The sequence below is a fragment of the Luteimonas sp. 9C genome, assembly GCF_902506295.1.
Classification (GTDB): domain Bacteria; phylum Pseudomonadota; class Gammaproteobacteria; order Xanthomonadales; family Xanthomonadaceae; genus Luteimonas.
On record NZ_LR733312.1, the window covers coordinates 346,345 to 367,165 of the forward strand.

Here is a 20,821-nt window from a genome sequence, read left to right on the forward strand (position 1 = left end):
CTGGCGATGTGCTGGTCGCCGTCATGGTGTTGCGTTAACGTGCCGCGTCCGCCAGGAGCCCGCCATGCGCCCCCCCGTCATGACGCCGCCACGCCCGCGGCTGCGCGCCGCGCTGGCGGAGTCGCCGCCGCTGTGGTGGGCACTGCTGTATTTCTTCTGCCTGCTCTGCGGTTACTACGTGCTGCGCCCGGTGCGCGATGCGATGGGTGCATCCTCGGACGCCTCCGCCGTGTTTCCGGTCTTCCTTCTGGACTGGGCCTCGGCGCGCGGCATCGCGCTCGGCGATTTCACGCTGCAGGCGCTCTTCAGCGCCACGTTCGTGGTGATGCTGCTGCTGCAGCCGCTGTACGGCGCGCTGGTGTCGCGCTTTCCGCGCCGGGTGTTCCTGCCCGTGGTGTATCTGGTCTTCATCGTCTGCCTGCTGGGCTTCCGCTGGGCGTTCGACACCGACCTGTCGGGTCGCGGCGCCCTGTTCTTCGTCTGGATTGCGGTCTTCAACCTGTTCGCGGTGACCGTGTTCTGGAGTTTCATGGCCGATGTGTTCGACAACGAACACGCCAAGCGCTACTACGGCTACATCGGCGCCGGCGGCACCATCGGCGCATTCGTCGGGCCTTTCATCACGACGGTGCTGGTCGGCCGGATCGGCGTGGCGAACCTGACGCTGGTATCGGTCGGGTTCCTGTGCGTGTGCCTGCTGTGCATCCTCAAGCTGCGCGGCTGGGCGCGGCGCAACGAGGCGAGGCGTGCCGAGCAGGGCGAGCAGGCGATCGGCGGGTCGATCTGGGCGGGCCTGAAACTCATCGCCGCCGATCCGCTGCTGCGCGGCCTGGCGATGCTGATGTTCTTCGGCGTCGGCGTGGGCACGCTGCTCTACAACGAACAGGCGGCGATCGTGCGCCAGTACTACCCCACGGCCGAGGCCGCGACGCGCTACTACTCGATCATCGACTGGGCGGTCGCCAGCCTGACGATCCTGGTCCAACTGCTGCTGACGCGCTGGCTGTTGCGCCGCTACGGCGTGGCGCCGTTGCTGCTGTTGCCGGCGGTGGCCATCCTGATCGGCTTCGCGCTGCTGTCGGCATCGCCGCTGCCGCTGCTGATCGCGACGGTGCAGGTGATGACCCGGGCCAGCGAGTTCTCGCTGGCCAAGCCGGCCCGTGAGACCCTCTACACCCGGGTGAGCCGCGAATCGCGCTACAAGGCGAAAGCGGTCATCGACACCGCGGTGTACCGCGGCGGCGACGTGACCTTCGTCTGGGTGCACAAGGCGCTGTCGGCGCTGGGCTCCCAGCTCGTGTTCGTGGCCGGCATCGGCATCGCGCTGGGCATGACCTTCGGCGCATGGCGGGTGATCCGCGCCGAGCGCAGGCTGCCGGAACAGCCGGCAGCCGCCCGGCCGCCGGAGCACGTCCATGGCCAGCCGTCGTGAGTTCCTCGCCCACAGCCTGACCGCCGCGGCGATCGCCGCATGGCCGGGTGCCGTCTTCGCATCGCAGGCGCGCGCCGCGCGCCCGTTGAATCTGCTGATCCTGGGCGGCACCGGGTTTCTCGGTCCGCACTTCGTCGAACGCGCCCATGCGCGCGGGCACACGCTGACCCTGTTCAACCGCGGGCGCAGCAACCCGACACGCTTCGATGGCACGCCGCTGGCCGGCATCGAGCAGCTGCGCGGCGACCGCAAGGACGATCTCACCGCGCTCGAAGGCAACCGCCGCTGGGATGCGGTGCTCGACACCTCGGCCTATTTCCCCGACGACGTCGCGCGCAGCGCGGCCCTGCTGGCCGACCGCGTAGGCCACTACCAGATCATCTCCTCGATCTCGGTCTACGCGCGCAACGATATCGCCAACGACGAGGACAGCCCGCTGGCGACACTCGACGATCCCGCCACGCGCACGATCACCGGGGAGACCTACGGTGGCCTGAAGGCCGCCTGCGAGCGCGCTGCGCAGGCGGCAGCGCCAGACCGCACATCGGTGGTGCGCCCGGGGCTGATCGTCGGTCCGGGCGATCCGACCGACCGCTTCACCTACTGGCCGGCGCGCGCTGATCGCGGCGGCGAGATCGCTGCCCCCGGCGCACCCGGCAATCCCACCCAGTGCATCGACGTCCGCGATCTGGCCGCGTTCCTGCTGCAGCTGATCGAGCAGGACACGACCGGTGTATTCAACGCGGACGCGGCGCCGGGCGCGCTCGATATGGGGCGTCTGCTCGACAGCTGCCTGCGCCAGGCGAGCGCGGCAGGCGGTGCGCCGGAGGCAGGGCTGACCTGGCTGCCCGCGGATTTCCTCGACGCGCAGGCCGTCAAGGCGTGGTCGGACATGCCGGTGTGGATCGCGCCGGTGGGCGAGTACGCCGGCTTCGGCCGGACACGTGTCGATCGTGCGATTACGGCCGGACTCACGCATCGCCCCATCGACGACACCGTGCGCGACACGCTGGCGTGGTGGCGCGCGCAGCCGGCCGAACGCCGCGCCGCCCTCAAGTCGGGACTGACGCCGCAACGCGAGGCCGAGATGCTGGCCACGTGGCATGCGCGCAGCGACTGAGGCTGGGAGGGCAGGTGCGCGCTCCGCGTTCGCGATCTGCATGAGTGCCTGGGTCGATCGTGTCGTCGTCTGCCGCATGCGTGGCCAGTCGGACTGTCGCCATTTCCCGAGCCGGAGCCGCGCGCGAGCCGCGCGGTGCAGGCCGCAGCCGACAGTCAGCCGGTCGACACCCGGCTGCAGGTCTCTGCGTTCAACCGTTCCGCGCGCCGCGCGGCGATACCCACATGGCGATCTGCGCGCGGAACACGACATCGCCGGCGGGGTCGCGGATCACCACGTGGACCGGCAGGGCGTAGCCCGCGTCGGACACGACCGGCGGCCTTGCCGGCATCGCCGTGGCGTGCATCGTGCCGACGGCTTTCTTCAGATACTCGACGGTCATGCCCCTGGGGATCCAGCGCATCGAGGCGGGAATGCTGACGTCGGTGGTCAGGCCGCCGATCAGTTCGGCGAGATTGCACAGCGCGATCGCATGCACCGTGCCGAGGTGGTTGGTGACCGCGCGACGGTGACGCATCGTCGCCTCGCCGTGACCGGCGCGCAGCGTGGTGATGCGCGGCGCGATGCTGGCGAAGTAGGGCGCCTTGCGGCACACGAGAAATCCGAACAGCCAGGCACCGCCGGGCCAGCGGATGAGTCGATCGCGCAACGTCAGCAGTGGGGCGGTCATCGCGCGCTCCGAGTCTGGGAGGAAAACCGGAAAGCCGGATACGACAACGGCGGGACTGGCCCGCCGTTGTCAATCTCACATCACAGGTACCGCTCAGGCCGCTTCGCGCGACTCGCTCGACGCCTGCGTCGGCGCCCGGTACCCCGCCGAGCGGAGTTCCTCGGTGTCGAAATCGTCGACGGTGATCGTGTCCAGCGTGAGCTCGCGCAGCTCGACCAGCAGCGTGCGCTCCTCTGCGGTGATGTGGCCTTCGCGCACGGCTTCGTCCAGCTGCGCGTCGTAATCCAGGGCTTCGATGCCCTTGCTCTTCATCGCCTTGAGGAACTTGCGCTCCACCGGCTCGGCCGCGATCGCCTTGGCCAGGTAGCTGTCGATGCGGCCGCCCGGGTTGTTCTCGCAGGGCGTCATGAACACGCCGTCGGCGAGACGCGAACGGGCCTCGTTCGGCGCCATCAGCAGCGCGGCCACGCGGCGCGACAGGCGATCGCCCGGCGCCTCGGCACGACGGCCCCACGGGAAGATCAGCAGCCACATCAGCCAGCCGACCGGACGGATCGGAAAGTTGCGCAGCGCCGCCGACAGTGCGAGTTCGATCTTGTGCACGCTGTCGTGGAAGGCCCACGCCAGCAGCGGCTGGTCGGCCTGCGGCGCACCCTCGTCGTGATAGCGCTTGAGCATCGCACTGGTCATGTAGACGTGGCTCAGCACGTCGCCGAGGCGGCCTGACAGCGATTCCTTGAACTTGAGCTTGCCGCCGAGCGTCAGCATCGACACGTCGGCCATCAGCGCGAGATTCGCGGAATAGCGGTCCAGCTTCCGGAAGTAGCGGCGCGTGTAGGCGTCACCGGGTGCCGCGCCGATCTTGGCGCCGGTCAGGCCGAACCAGAACGAGCGCACGGCGTTGGAGATCGCGAAGCCGATGTGGCCGAACAGGTTGCGGTCGAATTCCTCGAGCCCACGCTGCGCGTCCGGGTCCTGCGCCGCCTTCATCTCCTTCATGACCCACGGGTGGCACAGGATCGCGCCCTGTCCGAAGATCAGCAGGCTGCGCGTCATGATGTTCGCGCCCTCGACGGTGATGGCGATCGGCGCTGCCTGCCAGCTGCGGCCGGCGAAGTTCTTCGGGCCGAGAATGATGCCCTTGCCGCCGATGACATCCATGACATCGCTGATGACCTCGCGGCTCATCGAGGTGCAGTGGTACTTCGCGATCGCCGACGGCACCGAGGGCACGTCGCCGCGGTCGACCGCTGCCGCCGTGGCCTGCGACAGCGCACTGATCATGTAGGCCTTGCCGCCGATGCGGGCGAGTGCTTCCTCCACACCCTCGAAACGGCCGACCGACAGGCCGAACTGCTTGCGGATGCGCGCGTACGCACCGGTGACGACCGCGCCGGCCTTCGCGCCGCCCGAGGCGGTGGAGGGCAGGGTGATCGAGCGACCGACGGCGAGGCACTCGTTGAGCATGTTCCAGCCCTTGCCGGCCATTTCCGCGCCGCCGATGAGCTGGCTCAGCGGAATGAAGACATCCTTGCCATGGATCGGGCCGTTCTGGAACGGGGAGTTGAGCGGGAAATGACGGCGGCCGATTTCCACGCCCGGTGTCTCCCGCGGCAGCAGCGCCAGCGTGATGCCGATGTCCTGGGTGTCACCGATCAGACCGTCGGGGTCGTACATGCGGAATGCGAGGCCGACCAGCGTGGCCACGGGCGCCAGCGTGATGTAGCGCTTGTCGAAGGTCAGACGCACGCCCAGCACGTTCGCGCCGTTCCACTCGCCCTTGCAGACGATGCCGTAATCGGGAATCGAGGTGGCATCGGAACCGGCGAACGGACCGGTGAGGCCGAAGCACGGCACTTCCTGGCCGATCGCCAGACGCGGCAGATAGTGGTCCTTCTGCTCCTGGGTGCCGTAATGGTTGAGCAGTTCGCCCGGTCCGAGCGAGTTGGGCACGCCGACCGTCGAGCTGACCACGCTCGACATCGACGACAGCTTCTGGATCACCTTGTGATGCGCCAGCGCCGAGAAGCCGAGGCCACCGTATTCCTTCGGGATGATCATCCCGAAGAATTTGTTGCGCTTGATGTAGTCCCACAGCTCGGGCGGCAGATCGGCGTGGACGTGGGTGATTTCCCAGTCGTTGATCATGCTGCAGAGCTCTTCGACCGGTCCGTCGAGGAACGCCTGCTCTTCGGCAGTGAGCTGCGGCTTGGGGTAGTCGAGCAGCGTCTGCCAGTTGGGATCGCCCGTGAACAGTTCGCCTTCGAACCCGACCGAGCCGGTCTCGAGTGCGATGCGTTCGGTCTGCGACAGCGGCGGCAGCACCTTGCGGAAGAACTTCAGCAACGGCGTGGTGATCAGCGACTTGCGCACCGCCGGGATCAGCAGCGGAATCGCGATGGCCGCGACCAGAATGGCGGCGATCAGGGTCGCGACTCCGTTCGCGCCCAGCAGCCAACAGGCGAGCAGCACGGTGAACGTGATCGCGGCCCAGTAGACCAGGCGAAGACGGTGGTAGGCAGCGAAGGCACCCACCAGCAGGAAGGCGAGAAACGGGATCGCGACGCTCATCATCAACTCCGGCAATCGGCATTACGGAAAACGGGACCGGCACGGGGCCGGCTGCACGGGCGGGATCCCGATGCTGACCGTACGGACGAGTATGGTAACCGTCTCCGGCGCTGTCAATGCTGCCAGCCGCCCTGTGTCGGGCGCGTCGATACTGTTGCGGATGGATGCGTATGGATAGACTGTCGCGATGAGCAGACCTGCCCCGAAATCCGCGGTGACGGCCCAGTCCGGCGACGCCTCGCCCACCGAACGCCCGAGCCGTCTGAGTGCCGACGACTGGGCACAGGCCGCGCTGGATCTGATCGCCGAAACCGGCGTGCAGGCGGTGGCGGTGGAACCGCTCGCGCGTCGGCTCGGTGTGACCAAGGGCAGTTTCTACTGGCACTTTCCGTCGCGCGATGCGCTGCTGCAGGCCGCGCTGGAGCGCTGGGAGAACGTCGAGCAGGAGGCGCTGTTTGGCGCCTTGGAAAAAGTGCCGGACGCGCGAGAACGTCTGCGCGCGCTGTTCCACATGGTGGCCCGCGAATACAAGTCGCATGTGATCTACAGCGCATTGCTCAAGGCGCAGGACCACCCGACGGTGCAGCCGGTGATCGAACGTGTCTCCAAGCGTCGTCTCGACTACCTCACCGCGTCGTTCCGGCAAGCGGGCCTCGTGCGCGAAGATGCACAACACCGTGCACGCCTGACCTATGCCGCGTACGTGGGGTTCCTGCAACTCAATCTGCAATTGCACCAGGCCCGCATGCAGCAGGACGAGTTCGACGCCTACGTGGAGCACCTGGCGCTGACGCTCGTCCCCGCCTGATCCAGACCGCGAATTCGTCTCGGCGTTCTCAATCCGGAGTCTCGGTGGAGTGGACGGCCTCCAGCGGCTGAGCGCATCGTTCTGAAGCCTCGCATGAGCTTGCGAGTCTGCGGAGCATTCGATCGATATCTTTCCGAATGCCTGCAAGTCAGTGCATGCGTCGCTTGTGACGTGTTTTTCGCTAGGCAGATGCTTCTCGGCCCTGTCTTATAGCTGTGCGCAGTGAAGATCGTCGGCCATGCGCTGGATTTGCGACGGTTGGCCGGCGGGCATTCCGGACGTTTTGATGTCCTCTCCCAACACGTCTGTGCAGGCTGGGCCGGCTCGCCTGACGGTGTTGGGAACCTCCCAAACAACTACGGCCCCTTGCGGGGCCGTAGAGGTTGTCACGCTTGCTCAGTCATCAGAAACGCTGGATGTACTCCATGTACATGAAGCGACCCGGGACGTCGTACTGCGGGTCGAAGGAGTTGGCGAAGGTCGTGTAGCTGACCGGCGGCTCCTTGTCGAACAGGTTGGTCACGCCCGCCTTGATCGTGCCGTCCCAAGGCAGGTTGTAGCGCACCTGCGCGTCGTGATAAGTCGTCGCCCCGAGCTTGTTGCGCGGCGCGGGACCCGTCGCGATCCTGCGATCGGGATCCGAGCAGACGGACGGGCCGAATGCGCAGGGCTCGACGAGGCTGGAGAAGTAGCGGCTGCTGAACGTCGCGCCGAAATCACCCATCTGCCAGTCGAGCGAGACGTTGCCACGGAGACGCCAGTACGGATCACGATCGAGATAGCGGCCCGTGAACTGCTCCACTTCCGACGCAGCGGTGGTCTGCTGTTCGTACTTGGAGACATAGGACGTATCCAGGGTGATGCCGAAGCTGCCGTACTCCGTTTCCGGCATGCGATAGCTCACGTTGAAATCGTAGCCCTCGACGTTGACCACGCTGAGGTTCTGCGGGGTCAAGGCGATGTTGCCGATCTGGAAGTCTTCACTGCGACGCGTGATGAGATCACACAGCGCCTGATCGCCAGCCGCATAGCACTGTTCGACGATGAAGGCGGTCGGGAGCGTGGTGATCGCATTTTCGATCTCGATGCTCCACCAGTCCAGCGAGAGGTTCAGGTTTTCAACGAACGAGGGGCTGAAGACCAGTCCCAGCGTCTTGCTGATCGACTCCTCGGGGCCGACGTTGGGATTTCCACCCACCTGGAACGGATACAGGGTCTGGCCGTCGTACCCGAAGCCAGCGTTGGTCTGCTGGATGAATCCGACGGGGGCACCTGCGGCGGCACAGTTGGCGGCGATGGTTGCCGTGCGCCCGGAGAAGTCTTCCGAACAGATATCGCCAAAGCTGATGAAGGAATCGCTCTGTCCACCGAAGAGCGTCGAGATCGGGGGTGCGCGGAAGCCCTCGGCCCAGTTACCACGAACCAGCAGCGATTCCACCGGCTTCCACTTGAAACCAGCCTTGCTGTTGGTGGTATCACCGAAGTTGCTGTAATCGGAGTAGCGCGAGGCGAGGCTGAACTCGAGGAGATCAGCGCCCGTCACATCGGCGAGCACCGGGATCAGCACTTCGGCATAGATTTCGTCGAGATCGTAGGCGCCCGACGTCGGCTGGCGCGAATTACCCGATGTGAAACCAGCGGCGACGAATGCGTCGGGACGATCGAAGCCGCTTTCCTTGCGCGACTCGACACCGGCAGCGAAGCCCATCATGCCGCCCGGCAGCTCGACGATTTCGCCGCTGATATTGGCGGTGAACGACTCGCTGCGACCCTGGAAAGCATCCTGTGCAGTGAACAGCAGGAAATCCAGCATTTCCTGTGTCACGCCGCCGGCAGGCGAGAGCGGGTTGAACGGGACGCAGCCGTCGATGATGTTGCCGCCCGGGGCGTCGACGCAGACGACGCGGCCGTCGCGGAGTTCGGACGGACCCACGCCGGCACGGACGTTCAGAACGTTCACATCGCCGATCTGCGCGTCTTCCTGGTCGGACCGGTTGAAGTTGTAGCCCACATCCCAGTTGAAGAACCGGTCTGCAAACTCGAAGTTGCCTTCGAGGCCTGCATAGACGTGGAAGGTCTTCACGTTCTGCTGGTAGACGCGTTCCTGCTCGGTCAGGCGGTGGCTCCATGCCACAGCGCGACCGTCACCGCCGTACAGCGTGTTGTACGGGTTGTAGTAGCTGTCGCCGCTCATGAAGTCGTTGTTGCTGACGCCGCCATTGAGCGGGAAGCCTGCGAGCTGCTGCTCCGAGCGCCGTTCGTTGTACAGCGCGTCGGCCACGAAGCTCAGGTTGTCCGTGATCTCGTGGCGACCCTTCATGTACAGCGAAGTACGCGTCTGGGGCGTCAGCAGATAATTGTCTGCCGCGAAGTTATAAGCGTCCTGGCCCGCAGCGAACGGCTGGAACTGGCCGAGTGCATAGCGGGGATCGTTGGCCGGTCCCGTACCCGTCGCGCCTGGACGGATGACGATCGAATTGCTGCCCGGGCCGCCGACGTTGTCCGGATCCACGCCGTTGTTCCAGATGCGACCATTGCTGCTGAAGCCGCTGAAACCCACCGGATCACGACGGAACGACGGAACGCGCGAGATCTCACGGTCACCGGCGCTCACTTCCTTCTCTTCGACGCGCGACAGGCTGATCACGACATTGCTGCGATCGTTACCTGCGCCGAGCGTGGCTTCGACCGCGGCGCGCTCACCGTCACCTTCGCTGAACTGGCCGTAATAGACGCGCGCTTCAGCGCCCTCGTAATCGCGACGCGTGATGATGTTCACGACGCCGGCGATGGCATCGGAACCGTAGATCGAGGAAGCGCCGTCCTTCAGGACTTCGATGCGCTCGATCATCGCCGAAGGAATGGTGTTGAGATCGACGGAGCCGCCCAGGCCCTGGACCCAGCGGCGGCCATCGACCAGCACCAGGGTGCGCGATGCGCCGAGGTTGCGCAGCGAAACCGTCGACGAACCGTCGCCGCCGTTGTTGAACGTACGGTTGATGTTCGCGCCGTTGGCAGAGATGCGCTGCAGCACTTCCGCCACCGAGGTCAGGCCCTGCTTTTCGATCGCAGCACGATCCAGCACGAGCACGGGCTGGGAAGATTCGGCGTCGACAGAACGAATACGCGAGCCGGTCACCTCGATGCGATCGAGGGTGGTCGCTTCCTGCTCGCTCTGCGCGAACGCGGCGCCGGTGCCCGTAGCACTGACGGCACCTGCGACGAGCGCGAAGGTAATCGCGTCGCGCAGCTGGGTGGTCTTGAACTTCATCGTCTCTCTCTCCAAGTGAGTCTCGGGATTACCCCATAAGAACCGGCCGACTGGATCAAATTGATCGCCAAATTCGGCAAGGTCGGGCCGATACTAGACCGATCGAGAAAGAAATTAAAGTGTCGTTAAGGTCTTCGGTTTCTGCGGCTGCAAGCGAACAGTTCGGAAGGCATCCGCGTACGGAGGATCGGTGTCCTCGGCCGGGAAACATGGTGCTCCTCGCGTCAGGCGCTTCCGGAAGCATGTTCGCGCAGGCGAGTGGAGTTGCGTGATGCAACGAACCGACACCGGCCCGCCGGCAAGCACCGCCTGCGACACTTTCTGGCATGCGTCAAGCGGTTTTAAAGGGCGCAGCGGGGCCCGGGCCGACACGGCAGACCCGCATTCACATTCAATGGCTGGCGTTCTGAGTCAAGGGGCGACGCTCGCCGCGCGGTCAGCTCAGAGATCCTGCTGGTACCGGATGTACGGCACCGCGCCCTCGTCGTCCGCGGTCTCGGTCATTTTCGAGAACGGATTCTTGCCGCGGGTGATCACGTTGTCGGCCCCGACGGTGAGCTGACCGCTCCACGGGGTACGCCAACTGACGCCGAGACCCACGCCTTCCCATTTCGGGAGGCCGGGTGTGTCGACCACCTGGCCAACGATGTTCGCACTGAAGCGACCGATGCCGCCGCCGACGCTCAGGCTGCGGCTGGTCCAGTGATCACTGAGGGTGGCGGGGGCGGCCGAGGACGGGATCAGCGTGGCCTTGGCCAAGGTGCCCGCGAGCGAGACGTAGGCATCGTCGCCGATATCTTTCTTGGCGAAGACGGTCAGATCGTGCAGATCGACCTGTCCCGCCGAGCCGACCCGGGACGGGCTGAGGAAGCCCGGCAGGGTGTCGCGACCTTCGCCGAATGTCACACCCACGCCGCCGCCAGGACGGCTCAGGCTTGCGGTCGCGCTGGCGCGCCGGGAACCGGCGGCGTCACCGACGGAGGCCAGCTGGCAGTTGCGCGCCAGACTGCTCACGGCGCCGTTAAAGCTGCTGCCAGGGCTGCACAGCAGTGCCAGAGAACTGCCAGATTCGAGGCCGAAGGCGGCGTCGAACTGGCTTTCGCCGAACCGCCAGCGGCGGCTCGATTGCTGGGCGGTGGCGGGTTCGAGGACCAGGAACGCCTCGACCTTTCCGGAGGTGTCGAGCACGGGCAGCACGGTCTGGTTGCGTTTTTCCTGCGCGGACGCGCCCGAGGCCGCCGCGAGGGCGAGACCGAGGGCAAACACGAGGCGCGTGACAGGCAATCGCATGGCCGTATGACCCGGGCCCGGCCCGGAAGTTCCCCTATCGTTCAGTTCAGAACTCTAGAACATTTATATTTATTTAACAATCCAGCCGATGCCCCAGATGCGGTTAGTGCAACCGGTTCGACACTTCCACATCGGTTTCCGGCGTCTCGAGCAACTGGTCGATCTCGGCGGCACTGAACGCGTAATGCCGGCCACAGAACTCGCAGATCACCTGGGCCTGTCCATCGACGACTGCTGCACGGGCCTCTTCCGCACCCAGCGATACCAGCATTTCCTCCACCCGGGCCTTGGAGCATGAGCAGCCGAACGACAGGTCACGGGCACCCAGGACCTCGGGCGCATCTTCGGGAAACAGGCGCGAAAGCAGGGTTTCGGTGGGCCATCGAAGCAGTTCTGCCGTCGAGAGCGTGTCAAACAGCAGGCTCGCACGATTCCAGCCGTCTTCGTCGCCTTCGTCGCCCGGGAGCTTCTGCAACATCAGGCCGGCCGCCTCGTCACCGTCGACCGCGAGCAGGACCCGCGTCGGGAGCTGTTCGGACTGGCGGAAATAATCTTCGAACGCGCCGGACAGCGACTCGGCCGTCAGTGCGACCAGGCCCTGATAGCGGTTGGGCTCGCGATGCGGCGAGGGGTTCTCGATTGTGATCGCCAGCAGCGCGTCGTCACCGAGCGCGCGCAGGTCGCGCGAAACGTCAGCGCCATCGCCGTCGAAGCGGGCGATGCCGCGGATCGTGCCGGCGGCGGTGCATTCGGCGAACAGCGTGCGCATCGGGCCCGGCGCGCGCAGTTGCACCGACAGGCGACCGTCGACCTTCGCGTGGCCGGTGAAGAGCGCCGACGCCACGCAGGCTTCGCCCAGCATCTCTTCGATCGCCGGCGGGTAGGGGCCATTCGCGCGCACGGCCTGCCAGGCGTCGCGCAGATGGACACGGACGCCGCGCACGCCGGCGGTCTGCAGCAGGAAGCGGGACAGGCGGTCGCTGTCGGGCTGGTCGATGTCGGTCATGTCGGCTCGCAGAGGGATTTCGATTGGCGGCGTCGAGGGTGACCGATAGAGTGGCCGCCATGGAACAACCGGCTCTCCGAGATGGGGACGGCACTGCCGTCCCGCAAGCACGCCCCTCCTTCGCACGACGCTGGGGGCGCCGGCTGATCTGGCTGTGCGTTCTGCTCGTCGTCCTGCCGGTCCTGCAGGTGCTGGTGCTGCGGGTCGTGGATCCACCGTTCTCGAGCTTCATGGCCATCCGGCAGGTCGAAGCATGGACAGGCGGCGAGCGTGATTTCGAACTCTATTACCAGTGGCGCGATCTGGACCGTATCGCGTTGTCGCTGCCGGTCTCGGTGATCGCCGCCGAGGACCAGAATTTCGCCCGCCACCGCGGCTTCGACCTCGAGGCGATCGAGCAGGCGCGCGCCCACAACGCCAGCGGCGGCACCACGCGCGGGGCCAGCACGATCAGCCAGCAGACCGCGAAGAACCTGTTCCTGTGGGGTGGGCGCAGCTGGGTGCGCAAGGGCCTGGAGGCGTACTACACGTTGCTGATGGAAACGCTTTGGCCGAAGACCCGGATCCTCGAGGTCTACGTCAACGTGGCGGAGTTCGGCGACGGCATCTACGGCGCCCAGGCGGCGGCGAAACGGCATTTCGGCAAGGACGCAGCGCAGTTGAGCGGCGGCGAAAGCGCGCGGCTGGCCGCCGTGCTCCCGAATCCGAAGCGCTACAGCGCTTCGCGGCCTGGCCCCTACGTGCAGCGACGCGCGCAGTGGATCCAGCGCAACGCGCGCCAGATCGGCGGCGCGTCGTATCTGGAGGCGCTCGAGTGAGCGCCCAAGATCGCTTGACCATCGTCGTCGCCGCTTTCGACGAAGCCAACGCGTTGCCGGTCCTGCACCCGCGCATCGCCGCGGTGCTGGAGATGCTCGCCGCGGACGGTATCGATGCACGCGTGCTGTACGTCGACGACGGCAGCGGTGATGCGACGTGGCAGGTCCTGCAGGGCATCGCGGCGGGTGATGCGCGGGTCGCGCTGCTGCGGCTGTCGCGCAACTTCGGCAAGGAAGTCGCGTTGACCGCAGGGCTCGACATGGTGACCGAAGGCGCGGCGATGATCCTCGATGCCGACGGCCAGGACCCGCCGGAACTGATTCCGCAGTTCGTGGCGCACTGGCGCAACGGCTACGACGACGTGCACGGCACCCGGCTGAGCCGGGATGGCGAGAGCTGGCTCAAGCGCTCGACCGCGCATCTGTTCTATCGCGTCATCCAGCGCCTGGCGAAGACGCCGGTGCCCGCGGATACCGGCGACTACCGGCTGCTGTCGCCGCGTGCGCTCGACGCCCTGCGCCAGTTGCGCGAGCGGCATCGTTTCATGAAGGGACTGTTCGGCTGGATCGGGTTCAACCGCATTGCCGTGCCCTATGCACGTGAGCGACGCATCGCCGGCAGCACCAAGTTCGGCTTCTGGCGGCTTTGGAATTTCGCGCTCGACGGCGTGACGAGCTTCTCGACCGCGCCGCTGCGGCTGGCCACGTACGTGGGCGTGTTCACCGCCTGCGGCGCCTTCGCGTTCGCGCTCTACGTGATCGGCAAGGCCTGGATGTACGGCGATCGCGTGGCCGGTTGGCCGACGATGATGGCGGTGATCCTGTTCCTGGGCGGCGTCCAACTCGTTGCGCTGGGCGTGATCGGCGAATACCTGGGGCGGCTGTACGAAGAGTCCAAACAGCGCCCGCTCTATCTGGTGAGCGCCTGGCAGCCTGCGCCGGGACCGGGCGCAATGCCGCTGTCCGCGGACGCGTGACCGGTCATCGGGCGTAGGGTCCGCCGCAGCCGCTGTCTTCGCCGCCGCCCAGTTCGAGCGTCGCCAGGAGCGCGGCCGGAGGTGCGATCGAACCGAGCGAGAGTGCGATGGCGCCGCGCAGGCCCAGGCGCGCGAGATCGGGTCGGAAGCTCGGGGCGGCGAACGTGCCGCCGATCGTCAGCGGTGTCCGCAGGGCGAGGATGCTGCGGTCCTTCGGTCGCGGCCGCAGCAGCAGATCGAGCTGTTCGTCGCGCAGGCTGATCGTGCCTTCGCCGAGGATGATCGTGTCCGTGGTGTCGAACGCGAATGCTCGACTCTCCATCACGCCCCGCTGCACGCCGAAATCGGCGAACGCGCAGCGCACCGGAATCTGCTTGTCCTGGCCAATCAGGTATTTCAGGGCTTCGTAGACATCGATACCGGCCAGTTCGACCAGCAGATTGCTGACGCGTCCGGCGCCCATGCCCACGGCGACATCGCCGTTGGCGCTGCCGAGCATCGCGGCGACCGAATTGCCGGTGCCGACAAGGTTGAAGTCGCCGCCGATGTGGCCCACGGCGTCGCCGGCGAGCGTGTCCGGCGGGAACAGACCGCCCAGGCTGATGCGACGCACCGAGGCCTGCAGCCGGGTCTGGATCGTGTCTTGGCGCGCGTCGAGCCGGATGCTGGACCGGATGTTGCCGCCGGCAATACCGAAGTTCAGCGGCTCGAGCTGCAACAGACCCGCATCGAGCTTGAGATGCGCGTCCATGTCGTCGATCGGCAGCTTCGGCGCGTTGATGCGCTGCGCGCGCAGGCGCACGTCTGCGTCCATGGATCGCAACTTCGCGAGGTCGTAAGGGGTGTCGGGCAGCACACGACCCTTCGCTGCAAGCGCGCGTTCGCGTTCGACCAGTTCGGGATCGAGCGCATCCCCTTCGGCATCCGGGGTACCGCCGAGGAAACCGGCGAGATCATCGAAGTCGAGGCGCTTGGAGACCAGATCGGCCTTCAGGAACGGGCGTTCGCGGCCGAGCGTGATCGCGGCCGAACCGCCGAGATCGCTCTGGCCGACCTTGCCGGTGAAGCCGTCGTAGTGCCACGTGGTGGCATCGCGGGTCAGACGTCCGTCGAGCGCGTAGGGCGGGGTGTCGGGCAGCGCGACGCCGACGAGCGGAAACAGATCGGCGAGGTTGCGGCCCGACAGTGCGAACTGCAGATCGAAGTCGCGCAGCTGGAACGGTGCGACCAGCGAACCGCGCACATGGGCGCGCGTCGCGCCGGCGCGGGCACGCAGATCGATGCGATAGGGCTTGTCGGTGTCCTGCAACGCGAGTGGTGACTCGGCAACGCCTTCCAGCGTGAACCTGTTGTTCGTCCAGCTGCCGCCACCTTCGATGCCGATCGCCGGCGCGGCAGCTTCGCCGCCGCGCGATTCGCGGCTGGCCAGACGCACGTCGATGTCGGTCTTGCCGGGCACATCCAGATAGCGCAGACGGCCGTCTTCAACCCAGAGGCGACGGATCTGCGGCGGCGGGCCGTCGCCACCATCACCGAACGCGATGTCCCAGTTACCGGTGCCGCCCTCGGGATTGGTTTCCAGGCGCAGGATCGGTTTGACCAGACGGATTTCGGGCAGCCGCACTTCGCGCTTGAACAACAGCGGGAAGACCTCGACCTGGATCTCCAGCCGCTCGACCGAGGCCATCGTCTGCGACTCGGACCAGTCCGCATTCGCGAACCGCAAAGCATCGGCGCGGACGGTGGTCGTGCGGCCCAGATCGACATCGAGATCGCCGCCGATCACCAGTGTACGGCCGGTGCGGGCTTCGACGATGCGTTCGACCGGCCCCTTGAACCAGTTCCAGTCCCACAGGAGAACGAGAAGCACGATCGCCACCAGAAGCACGAGCACGATGATGCGCAGCGGTCGCGACGATGCGAATCGACGGAAGCGCGGACGGGGCGTTACGGAAGGTGGGGGCGTGGTCGTCATGGGGGGGCCTTGTTCAGCCCCACCATCGACGCGCTGCGGTCAAGTACGGGTGAATGTTCCGTTGCGCATCGGTATCACGACGCGTCCGCGGGCGCGGACGCCGGCAACGCGGTTCCGGTGCAGCGCACGGTGCGGCCGTTGTCCTGTGACAGTTCGGCGCCGTCATCGGTGGTGACGAAACGCAGCCCGACTTCCGACCACACCGGCGGCTGGCTGCCACGGATCACGCCGAGATTGACGATGCGGCCATCGGTCATGCGCAGCCGGGCGAAGCGACCTTCGCGGATGATCTCGACGACGGCGGCCGTCGGGCAGTCGTAGGCCGCGATGACGGTTTCCGGCGCGGGCGCAGGCGTCGCGGGCGGCGGTGCAGGCGCGGCCGCGTGTGCAGGCGGCGCCGGCGGTTCGGCGGAGCAGGCCGCCAGCATGACGACGGCGAGGGCGGACAACATCGGAACGGATCGCATGCGGAACTCCGGCGTGGACGACGATCGCTCGATTGTCGCGACGCGCGCGCTGGCGATCAACGCGCCGGCACGACCTGGGCCAGCACGGCCACGTAATGGCAGACGCTGCCGCCGATGCAGAACAGGTGCCAGATCGCGTGCGCGTAGGGAATTGAATCGCGCATGTAGAAGAAGGTGCCAGCCGTGTAGAACACGCCGCCGGCGATGATCCAGCCCAGCGTCCAGGTATCGAGCGCGGCGGCGACGGGACCGATCGCGATGACCACCAGCCAGCCCATCGCCACATAGATCGCCGTCGACAGTCCGCGGAAGCGGCCGGTATAGAAGAGCTTGAACACCACGCCGGCCAGCGCCAGCGTCCAGATGATGCCGAACAGCCACCAGCCGAGCGTGCCGCGCAGGCCGATCAGCGTGAACGGTGTGTAGGTCCCGGCAATCAGCAGGTAGATCGCGCAGTGGTCGAAGACCTTCAGGCGGCCCTTGGCCAACGGGTGCTCGACCGCGTGGTACAGCGTGGACGCCAGATACAGCAGCAGCAGCGACACGCCGAACACGATCGACGCGCCCAGCTGCCAGCCGTTGCCGTACAGCGCAGCCAGCGTGATCAGCACGGCGCCACCCGCCAGCGCGGCGGTCGCGCCCAGACCATGGGTCAGGGCACTGGCGAACTCTTCACGTTTCGCGCGGAGCGAACGGGGCGGGGCGGTGGTCATCGACGTCCGGGCGGGGGGTTGGACTGCCGTGAAGTATGACCGCGCCCCCGTGTTCTGTCAGAGGACGCAGTGTGTCAGTCGACCGACACCGCATGCGCATGTTCGCGCGTGGCAAGGAACTCGACGCCCTCCGCGCGCTCCTGGGCCAACTGCAGGTTCACCCGCGTCGGGGCCAGGTACACCAGCTGATCGGCGGCGTCGTAAGCCAGGTTCATCGCGTGCTTGTCGCGGAACGCTTCGAGCGTTTTTGCGTCCTTGCAGCGGATCCAGCGGGCGGTGTTGACCTGCACGGCTTCGAAGCTCGCGTCGACGCCGTATTCGTCCTTCAGTCGATAGGCGACCACGTCGAACTGCAGCACGCCGACCGCACCGAGGATCAGGTCGTTGCTCATCAGCGGTTTGAAAAACTGCGTCGCGCCTTCTTCCGACAGCTGCGCCAGACCCTTCTGCAGCTGCTTGAGCTTCAGCGGGTCGCGCAGGCGCGCGCGGCGGAACAGTTCCGGGGCGAAGTTCGGGATGCCGGTGAAGGCGATGTTCTCGCCCTCGGTGAAGGTGTCGCCGATCGAGATCGTGCCGTGGTTGTGGATGCCGATCACGTCGCCCGGATACGCCTCGGCGGCGATCTCGCGGTCACTGGCCATGAAGGTCAGCGCGTTGGCGAGCTTGAGCGGCTTGCCGGTGCGTGGATGGAACGCCTTCATGCCCGCTTCGAAGCGACCCGAACACACGCGCATGAACGCCACGCGGTCGCGGTGCATCGGGTCCATGTTCGCCTGGATCTTGAACACGAAGCCGGTGAGCTTGTCTTCCTGCGGCGCCACTTCGCGCGTCGTCGTTTCACGCACCTGCGGCGGCGGCGCGTGGTCGACGAAGAAGTCCAGCAGCGGCTGCACGCCGAAGTTGTTGACGCCCGAGCCGAAGAACACCGGGGTCTGCTTGCCGGCGCGGTAGGCGTCGAGATCGAAGGGATGGCTGGCGCCCTGCACCAGTTCCAGTTCGTCGCGCAGGTTCGCGAGCATCTGCTCCCCGATCTTGTCGCTCAGGCCCGGCGCGTCGATCGACGGGAAGATGGTCGAATCCTGTCGGGTGAAGTTGCGTCCCGGCTCGTAGAGATGCACTTCGCCGCTGACCAGATGCACCACGCCCTTGAGGCGCTGGCCCATGCCGATCGGCCAGGTCACCGGCGCGCACTGGATGCCAAGCACGGTTTCGACTTCATCGAGCAGGTCGATCGGGTCCTTGCCCTCGCGGTCGAGCTTGTTGATGAACGTCATGATCGGCGTGTCGCGCAGCCGGCAGACTTCCATCAGCTTGATCGTGCGTTCCTCGACGCCCTTGGCAACGTCGATCACCATCAGCGCCGAGTCGACCGCGGTCAGCACGCGATAGGTGTCCTCGCCGAAGTCGGCGTGGCCGGGCGTGTCGAGCAGATTGACGACGCGGCCCTCGTAGGGGAACTGCATCACCGAACTCGTCACCGAGATGCCGCGCTCCTTCTCCAGCGCCATCCAGTCGGATGTCGCATGGCGTGCGGCCTTGCGACCCTTGACCGAGCCGGCCATCTGGATCGCACCGCCGAACAGCAACAGCTTTTCGGTCAGCGTGGTCTTGCCGGCATCGGGATGCGAAATGATCGCGAACGTGCGGCGGCGGGAACTTTCGGAGGCGACGTCGGGCATGCGGGCGGCCGCGCGGGTGCGCGCAGTCTGGAATCGGGAAGCCGGCGATTATACGCCGCCGGGGTCGCGGACTCAGGGCGCGGCCGCGGACGGGTCGGGCTGCGCCAGTCCGAAACGCAGCGGGCCCGCCGGCCCCGCCATCCGGAACGGCAGCGATTCGAGCCGCATGCCACGGTTGGCCTGGACGACGAAATGCAGATGCGGCGCCGTGCTCAGGCCGGTATTGCCGGAAAAGCCGATGATCGTGCCGCGCAGCACGCGCGTGCCGGGCGCAACGACCACGCCCGCCTGCTGCAGATGCGCGTAGAGCGCCATCGTGCCGTCGTCATGGAGAATGCGGACGAAGTTGCCGCGCACGCGGTCGTCGGCCGGGTCGAACGCGAACCGCGGGTCGAGGCGCGCGGTCGCCTCGGACTCGACCTGCATCACCCGGCCGTCGCGCGCCGCGACCACCGGCGTGCCCGGCGTGACCGCGAAGTCGACCGCGTGCCGGTTTTCGGCGTCGGCGTGACTGAAGCCGCCGCCGAAGCCCTGGGCCACCTGCAAGGGCGCGTCGCGCAGCGGATAGAGGTATTCGACGTTGCGCGCGCGCGCGGTCGGGAGGCCGGGGACCGCCATGAGCCGAAGACGCGTGCCCGCGGCAGCGTCCTGCAGCTGCGCCACGACGAGCCGGCTGCCGCCCGGCACGATGACGCGCACGGGCAGCGCCGGGCGGGCGACCGGCGGCGGACCCTCGGCCAACAGCGCGACCTCCACCGGTCCGGCGAGCGGGTTGATCGCGGTCGCTTCGGTGCCGCCGAAGCGCGGGCGCAGTTCGAGCGCGACGCTGGGAGGACGGTGCGGCAACGCAGCGGTTTCGTACGGGGCCGACGGCGGCGGCGTGGTCGCGCCGGGCCAGCCGCCGCTCGACGGCGTCTGCGCGAGTGCGAAACCCGGTATGCACATCGCCAGCAGCGCAAGCGCTGACCGCCATCGACGCGTCGGCATCTGCAGGCTCAACGGCTGCAGTCGGGATCGAGGTGCAGCGCGGTCGCGACCGCGCGCAGATCGAATGCGACGACGGAAGCATCGTCGTCAACCGCGAACAGGGCGCCAGACGGGAAGCGCGCGGTGGGCGCCGGATGCAGCGCGATGCCGTCGGTGGCGGCGACCCGTGCACCGGTGAAACTGCCGGCGAGCGTGAGTTGCGCGCGATCGAAGAGGCGGAATACGGTCCGTGGCCGCAGCTGGTCGGCCACGATCCAGTACCCGCCATCGACGCTGCACGACCACAGCGCGATCCCTTCGGGCTCCGCCTCGAACGTGCCGGCGGGCAGCGTGCGCCCGGTGTCCCGGCCGTCGAACGCGTACAGGTGGATGGTCGCGTGGTGGCGCGTGTCCTCGTCGGCGATCAGCAGCTGCGCATGGGCCGGATCACCCGCGATCGACTCGACGATGCGCAATGCGGTCCGCGCATCGGTGGCGCCGAAGCTGCCGAGCGCGGTGACCCGGGGTGCACCATCGTCGTGCGATTCGAAGCGATAGCGGTGCACGCGGCGGTCGAGGCGCGAGAAGTCCGGCACCCGGGTGTGATCGGCGCCGTCCATGAAGCTGTCGGTGACGTAGACCTCGAGCGTGTCCGGCGCGGTTTCGTGGAGCCAGAGGCCGTAAGGACTCTGCAGGGCGTCGGCGCCGAATGCGGCGATCGGGGCGAACTCGGGGAGCGAGAACACCTGCACGCGATGGTTGTCGCGCTCGGCCACGAAGACCAGGTCACCGTGCACCGCGATGCCGTTGGGCCGGTCGAACTGGCCGGGCATGTCACCGCGGGCGCCGACGGTGCGCAGCACCGCGCCGGTGTCGGCGTCGAACACGCGTAGCTGGTGCGTGCGCTTGGCCGTCGCGATCAACCAGGTACCGCCGTCGGGCGTGGGCCAGGTGGCCAGCGAATCCAGTTCGTCGTCCACGTGCGCGGACGAGTGCCAGGCCTCGGCAACCACCGGGCGACCGGTCGCATCGGCCGCCGCGGCAGGCGCGGTCATGGG

Annotated in this window: 16 protein-coding genes; 5 read left to right on the plus strand and 11 right to left on the minus strand. The window is 67.0% G+C overall.

Annotated elements, in window-relative coordinates; translation table 11 throughout:
- Positions 1–64: 64 nt before the first annotated feature.
- Entirely contained in the window at positions 65–1,432 is a 1,368-nt protein-coding gene (locus CURTO8I2_RS01520) for an MFS transporter (RefSeq protein WP_159678087.1), read from the plus strand.
- Positions 1,416–2,552 carry an NAD-dependent epimerase/dehydratase family protein gene (locus CURTO8I2_RS01525; protein ID WP_159678089.1) on the plus strand — a complete coding sequence of 379 codons (1,137 nt, stop codon included), beginning with the start codon at positions 1,416–1,418 and terminating at the stop codon, positions 2,550–2,552. The genes CURTO8I2_RS01520 and CURTO8I2_RS01525 overlap by 17 nt, the downstream gene beginning before the upstream one ends.
- A 190-nt stretch (positions 2,553–2,742) precedes the next feature.
- On the opposite strand, the gene CURTO8I2_RS01530 is transcribed toward CURTO8I2_RS01525, so the two are convergent.
- Positions 2,743–3,222, minus strand: coding sequence for a hotdog fold domain-containing protein (locus CURTO8I2_RS01530; protein ID WP_159678091.1), 480 nt, complete (start codon positions 3,220–3,222; stop codon positions 2,743–2,745).
- A gap of 93 nt (positions 3,223–3,315) precedes the next feature.
- Complete coding sequence (locus CURTO8I2_RS01535) at positions 3,316–5,793, minus strand: acyl-CoA dehydrogenase (RefSeq protein ID WP_159678093.1); 2,478 nt, start codon at positions 5,791–5,793, stop codon at positions 3,316–3,318.
- A 187-nt stretch (positions 5,794–5,980) separates the two neighbouring features.
- Here CURTO8I2_RS01535 and CURTO8I2_RS01540 point away from each other — a divergent pair, with 187 nt between their 5' ends.
- A complete protein-coding gene (locus tag CURTO8I2_RS01540) occupies positions 5,981–6,601 on the plus strand; it encodes a TetR/AcrR family transcriptional regulator (RefSeq protein ID WP_159678095.1) in 621 nt (206 codons plus the stop codon).
- 403 nt (positions 6,602–7,004) lie between these two features.
- Here CURTO8I2_RS01540 and CURTO8I2_RS01545 read toward each other — a convergent pair whose 3' ends face one another.
- The 3 genes from CURTO8I2_RS01545 to CURTO8I2_RS01555 all read right to left on the minus strand — a co-directional run bounded on the left by CURTO8I2_RS01545 (position 7,005) and on the right by CURTO8I2_RS01555 (position 12,168).
- A complete protein-coding gene (locus CURTO8I2_RS01545) occupies positions 7,005–9,872 on the minus strand; it encodes a TonB-dependent receptor (protein ID WP_159678097.1) in 2,868 nt (955 codons plus the stop codon).
- Positions 9,873–10,313: 441 nt separating this feature from the next.
- Positions 10,314–11,162: a hypothetical protein gene (locus tag CURTO8I2_RS01550; protein WP_159678099.1), complete on the minus strand. Its 849-nt coding sequence runs from the start codon at positions 11,160–11,162 to the stop codon at positions 10,314–10,316.
- A gap of 103 nt (positions 11,163–11,265) precedes the next feature.
- Positions 11,266–12,168 (minus strand): Hsp33 family molecular chaperone HslO, encoded by a 903-nt coding sequence (locus tag CURTO8I2_RS01555; RefSeq protein ID WP_159678101.1) that lies wholly within the window; start codon positions 12,166–12,168, stop codon positions 11,266–11,268.
- Positions 12,169–12,227: 59 nt separating this feature from the next.
- Between CURTO8I2_RS01555 and mtgA the strand changes: the two genes are divergently transcribed.
- Positions 12,228–12,986: a monofunctional biosynthetic peptidoglycan transglycosylase gene (gene mtgA / locus CURTO8I2_RS01560; protein ID WP_159678103.1), complete on the plus strand. Its 759-nt coding sequence runs from the start codon at positions 12,228–12,230 to the stop codon at positions 12,984–12,986.
- Complete coding sequence (locus tag CURTO8I2_RS01565) at positions 12,983–13,963, plus strand: glycosyltransferase family 2 protein (RefSeq protein WP_236550964.1); 981 nt, start codon at positions 12,983–12,985, stop codon at positions 13,961–13,963. The genes mtgA and CURTO8I2_RS01565 overlap by 4 nt, the downstream gene beginning before the upstream one ends.
- Before the next feature lie 4 nt (positions 13,964–13,967).
- On the opposite strand, the gene CURTO8I2_RS01570 is transcribed toward CURTO8I2_RS01565, so the two are convergent.
- The 6 genes from CURTO8I2_RS01570 to CURTO8I2_RS01595 all read right to left on the minus strand — a co-directional run bounded on the left by CURTO8I2_RS01570 (position 13,968) and on the right by CURTO8I2_RS01595 (position 20,818).
- On the minus strand, positions 13,968–15,938 hold the full coding sequence (locus tag CURTO8I2_RS01570; protein WP_159678107.1) for an AsmA family protein: 1,971 nt from the start codon (positions 15,936–15,938) through the stop codon (positions 13,968–13,970).
- A gap of 74 nt (positions 15,939–16,012) precedes the next feature.
- Positions 16,013–16,405: a hypothetical protein gene (locus tag CURTO8I2_RS01575; RefSeq protein ID WP_159678109.1), complete on the minus strand. Its 393-nt coding sequence runs from the start codon at positions 16,403–16,405 to the stop codon at positions 16,013–16,015.
- Positions 16,406–16,461: 56 nt separating this feature from the next.
- The gene (locus CURTO8I2_RS01580; RefSeq protein WP_159678111.1) at positions 16,462–17,118 is read right to left on the minus strand and encodes a hemolysin III family protein; all 657 of its coding nucleotides are present in this window, start codon (positions 17,116–17,118) and stop codon (positions 16,462–16,464) included.
- A gap of 74 nt (positions 17,119–17,192) precedes the next feature.
- On the minus strand, positions 17,193–18,797 hold the full coding sequence (locus tag CURTO8I2_RS01585; RefSeq protein WP_159678113.1) for a peptide chain release factor 3: 1,605 nt from the start codon (positions 18,795–18,797) through the stop codon (positions 17,193–17,195).
- Between the two features lie 72 nt (positions 18,798–18,869).
- A complete protein-coding gene (locus CURTO8I2_RS01590) occupies positions 18,870–19,784 on the minus strand; it encodes a M23 family metallopeptidase (RefSeq protein ID WP_159681497.1) in 915 nt (304 codons plus the stop codon).
- A gap of 8 nt (positions 19,785–19,792) precedes the next feature.
- Entirely contained in the window at positions 19,793–20,818 is a 1,026-nt protein-coding gene (locus CURTO8I2_RS01595; RefSeq protein WP_236550965.1) for a phytase, read from the minus strand.
- Positions 20,819–20,821 lie beyond the last annotated feature (3 nt).

Bases quoted from the DNA above. Each gene is read 5' to 3' on its own strand.
- CURTO8I2_RS01520 (WP_159678087.1), top strand. From the start codon at position 65: ATGCGCCCCCCCGTCATGACGCCGCCACGCCCGCGGCTGCGCGCCGCG.
- CURTO8I2_RS01525 (WP_159678089.1), top strand. From the start codon at position 1,416: ATGGCCAGCCGTCGTGAGTTCCTCGCCCACAGCCTGACCGCCGCGGCG.
- CURTO8I2_RS01530 (WP_159678091.1), bottom strand. From the start codon at position 3,222: ATGACCGCCCCACTGCTGACGTTGCGCGATCGACTCATCCGCTGGCCC.
- CURTO8I2_RS01535 (WP_159678093.1), bottom strand. From the start codon at position 5,793: ATGAGCGTCGCGATCCCGTTTCTCGCCTTCCTGCTGGTGGGTGCCTTC.
- CURTO8I2_RS01540 (WP_159678095.1), top strand. From the start codon at position 5,981: ATGAGCAGACCTGCCCCGAAATCCGCGGTGACGGCCCAGTCCGGCGAC.
- CURTO8I2_RS01545 (WP_159678097.1), bottom strand. From the start codon at position 9,872: ATGAAGTTCAAGACCACCCAGCTGCGCGACGCGATTACCTTCGCGCTC.
- CURTO8I2_RS01550 (WP_159678099.1), bottom strand. From the start codon at position 11,162: ATGCGATTGCCTGTCACGCGCCTCGTGTTTGCCCTCGGTCTCGCCCTC.
- CURTO8I2_RS01555 (WP_159678101.1), bottom strand. From the start codon at position 12,168: ATGACCGACATCGACCAGCCCGACAGCGACCGCCTGTCCCGCTTCCTG.
- mtgA (WP_159678103.1), top strand. From the start codon at position 12,228: ATGGAACAACCGGCTCTCCGAGATGGGGACGGCACTGCCGTCCCGCAA.
- CURTO8I2_RS01570 (WP_159678107.1), bottom strand. From the start codon at position 15,938: ATGACGACCACGCCCCCACCTTCCGTAACGCCCCGTCCGCGCTTCCGT.
- CURTO8I2_RS01575 (WP_159678109.1), bottom strand. From the start codon at position 16,405: ATGCGATCCGTTCCGATGTTGTCCGCCCTCGCCGTCGTCATGCTGGCG.
- CURTO8I2_RS01580 (WP_159678111.1), bottom strand. From the start codon at position 17,118: ATGACCACCGCCCCGCCCCGTTCGCTCCGCGCGAAACGTGAAGAGTTC.
- CURTO8I2_RS01585 (WP_159678113.1), bottom strand. From the start codon at position 18,797: ATGCCCGACGTCGCCTCCGAAAGTTCCCGCCGCCGCACGTTCGCGATC.
- CURTO8I2_RS01590 (WP_159681497.1), bottom strand. From the start codon at position 19,784: ATGCCGACGCGTCGATGGCGGTCAGCGCTTGCGCTGCTGGCGATGTGC.
- CURTO8I2_RS01595 (WP_236550965.1), bottom strand. From the start codon at position 20,818: ATGACCGCGCCTGCCGCGGCGGCCGATGCGACCGGTCGCCCGGTGGTT.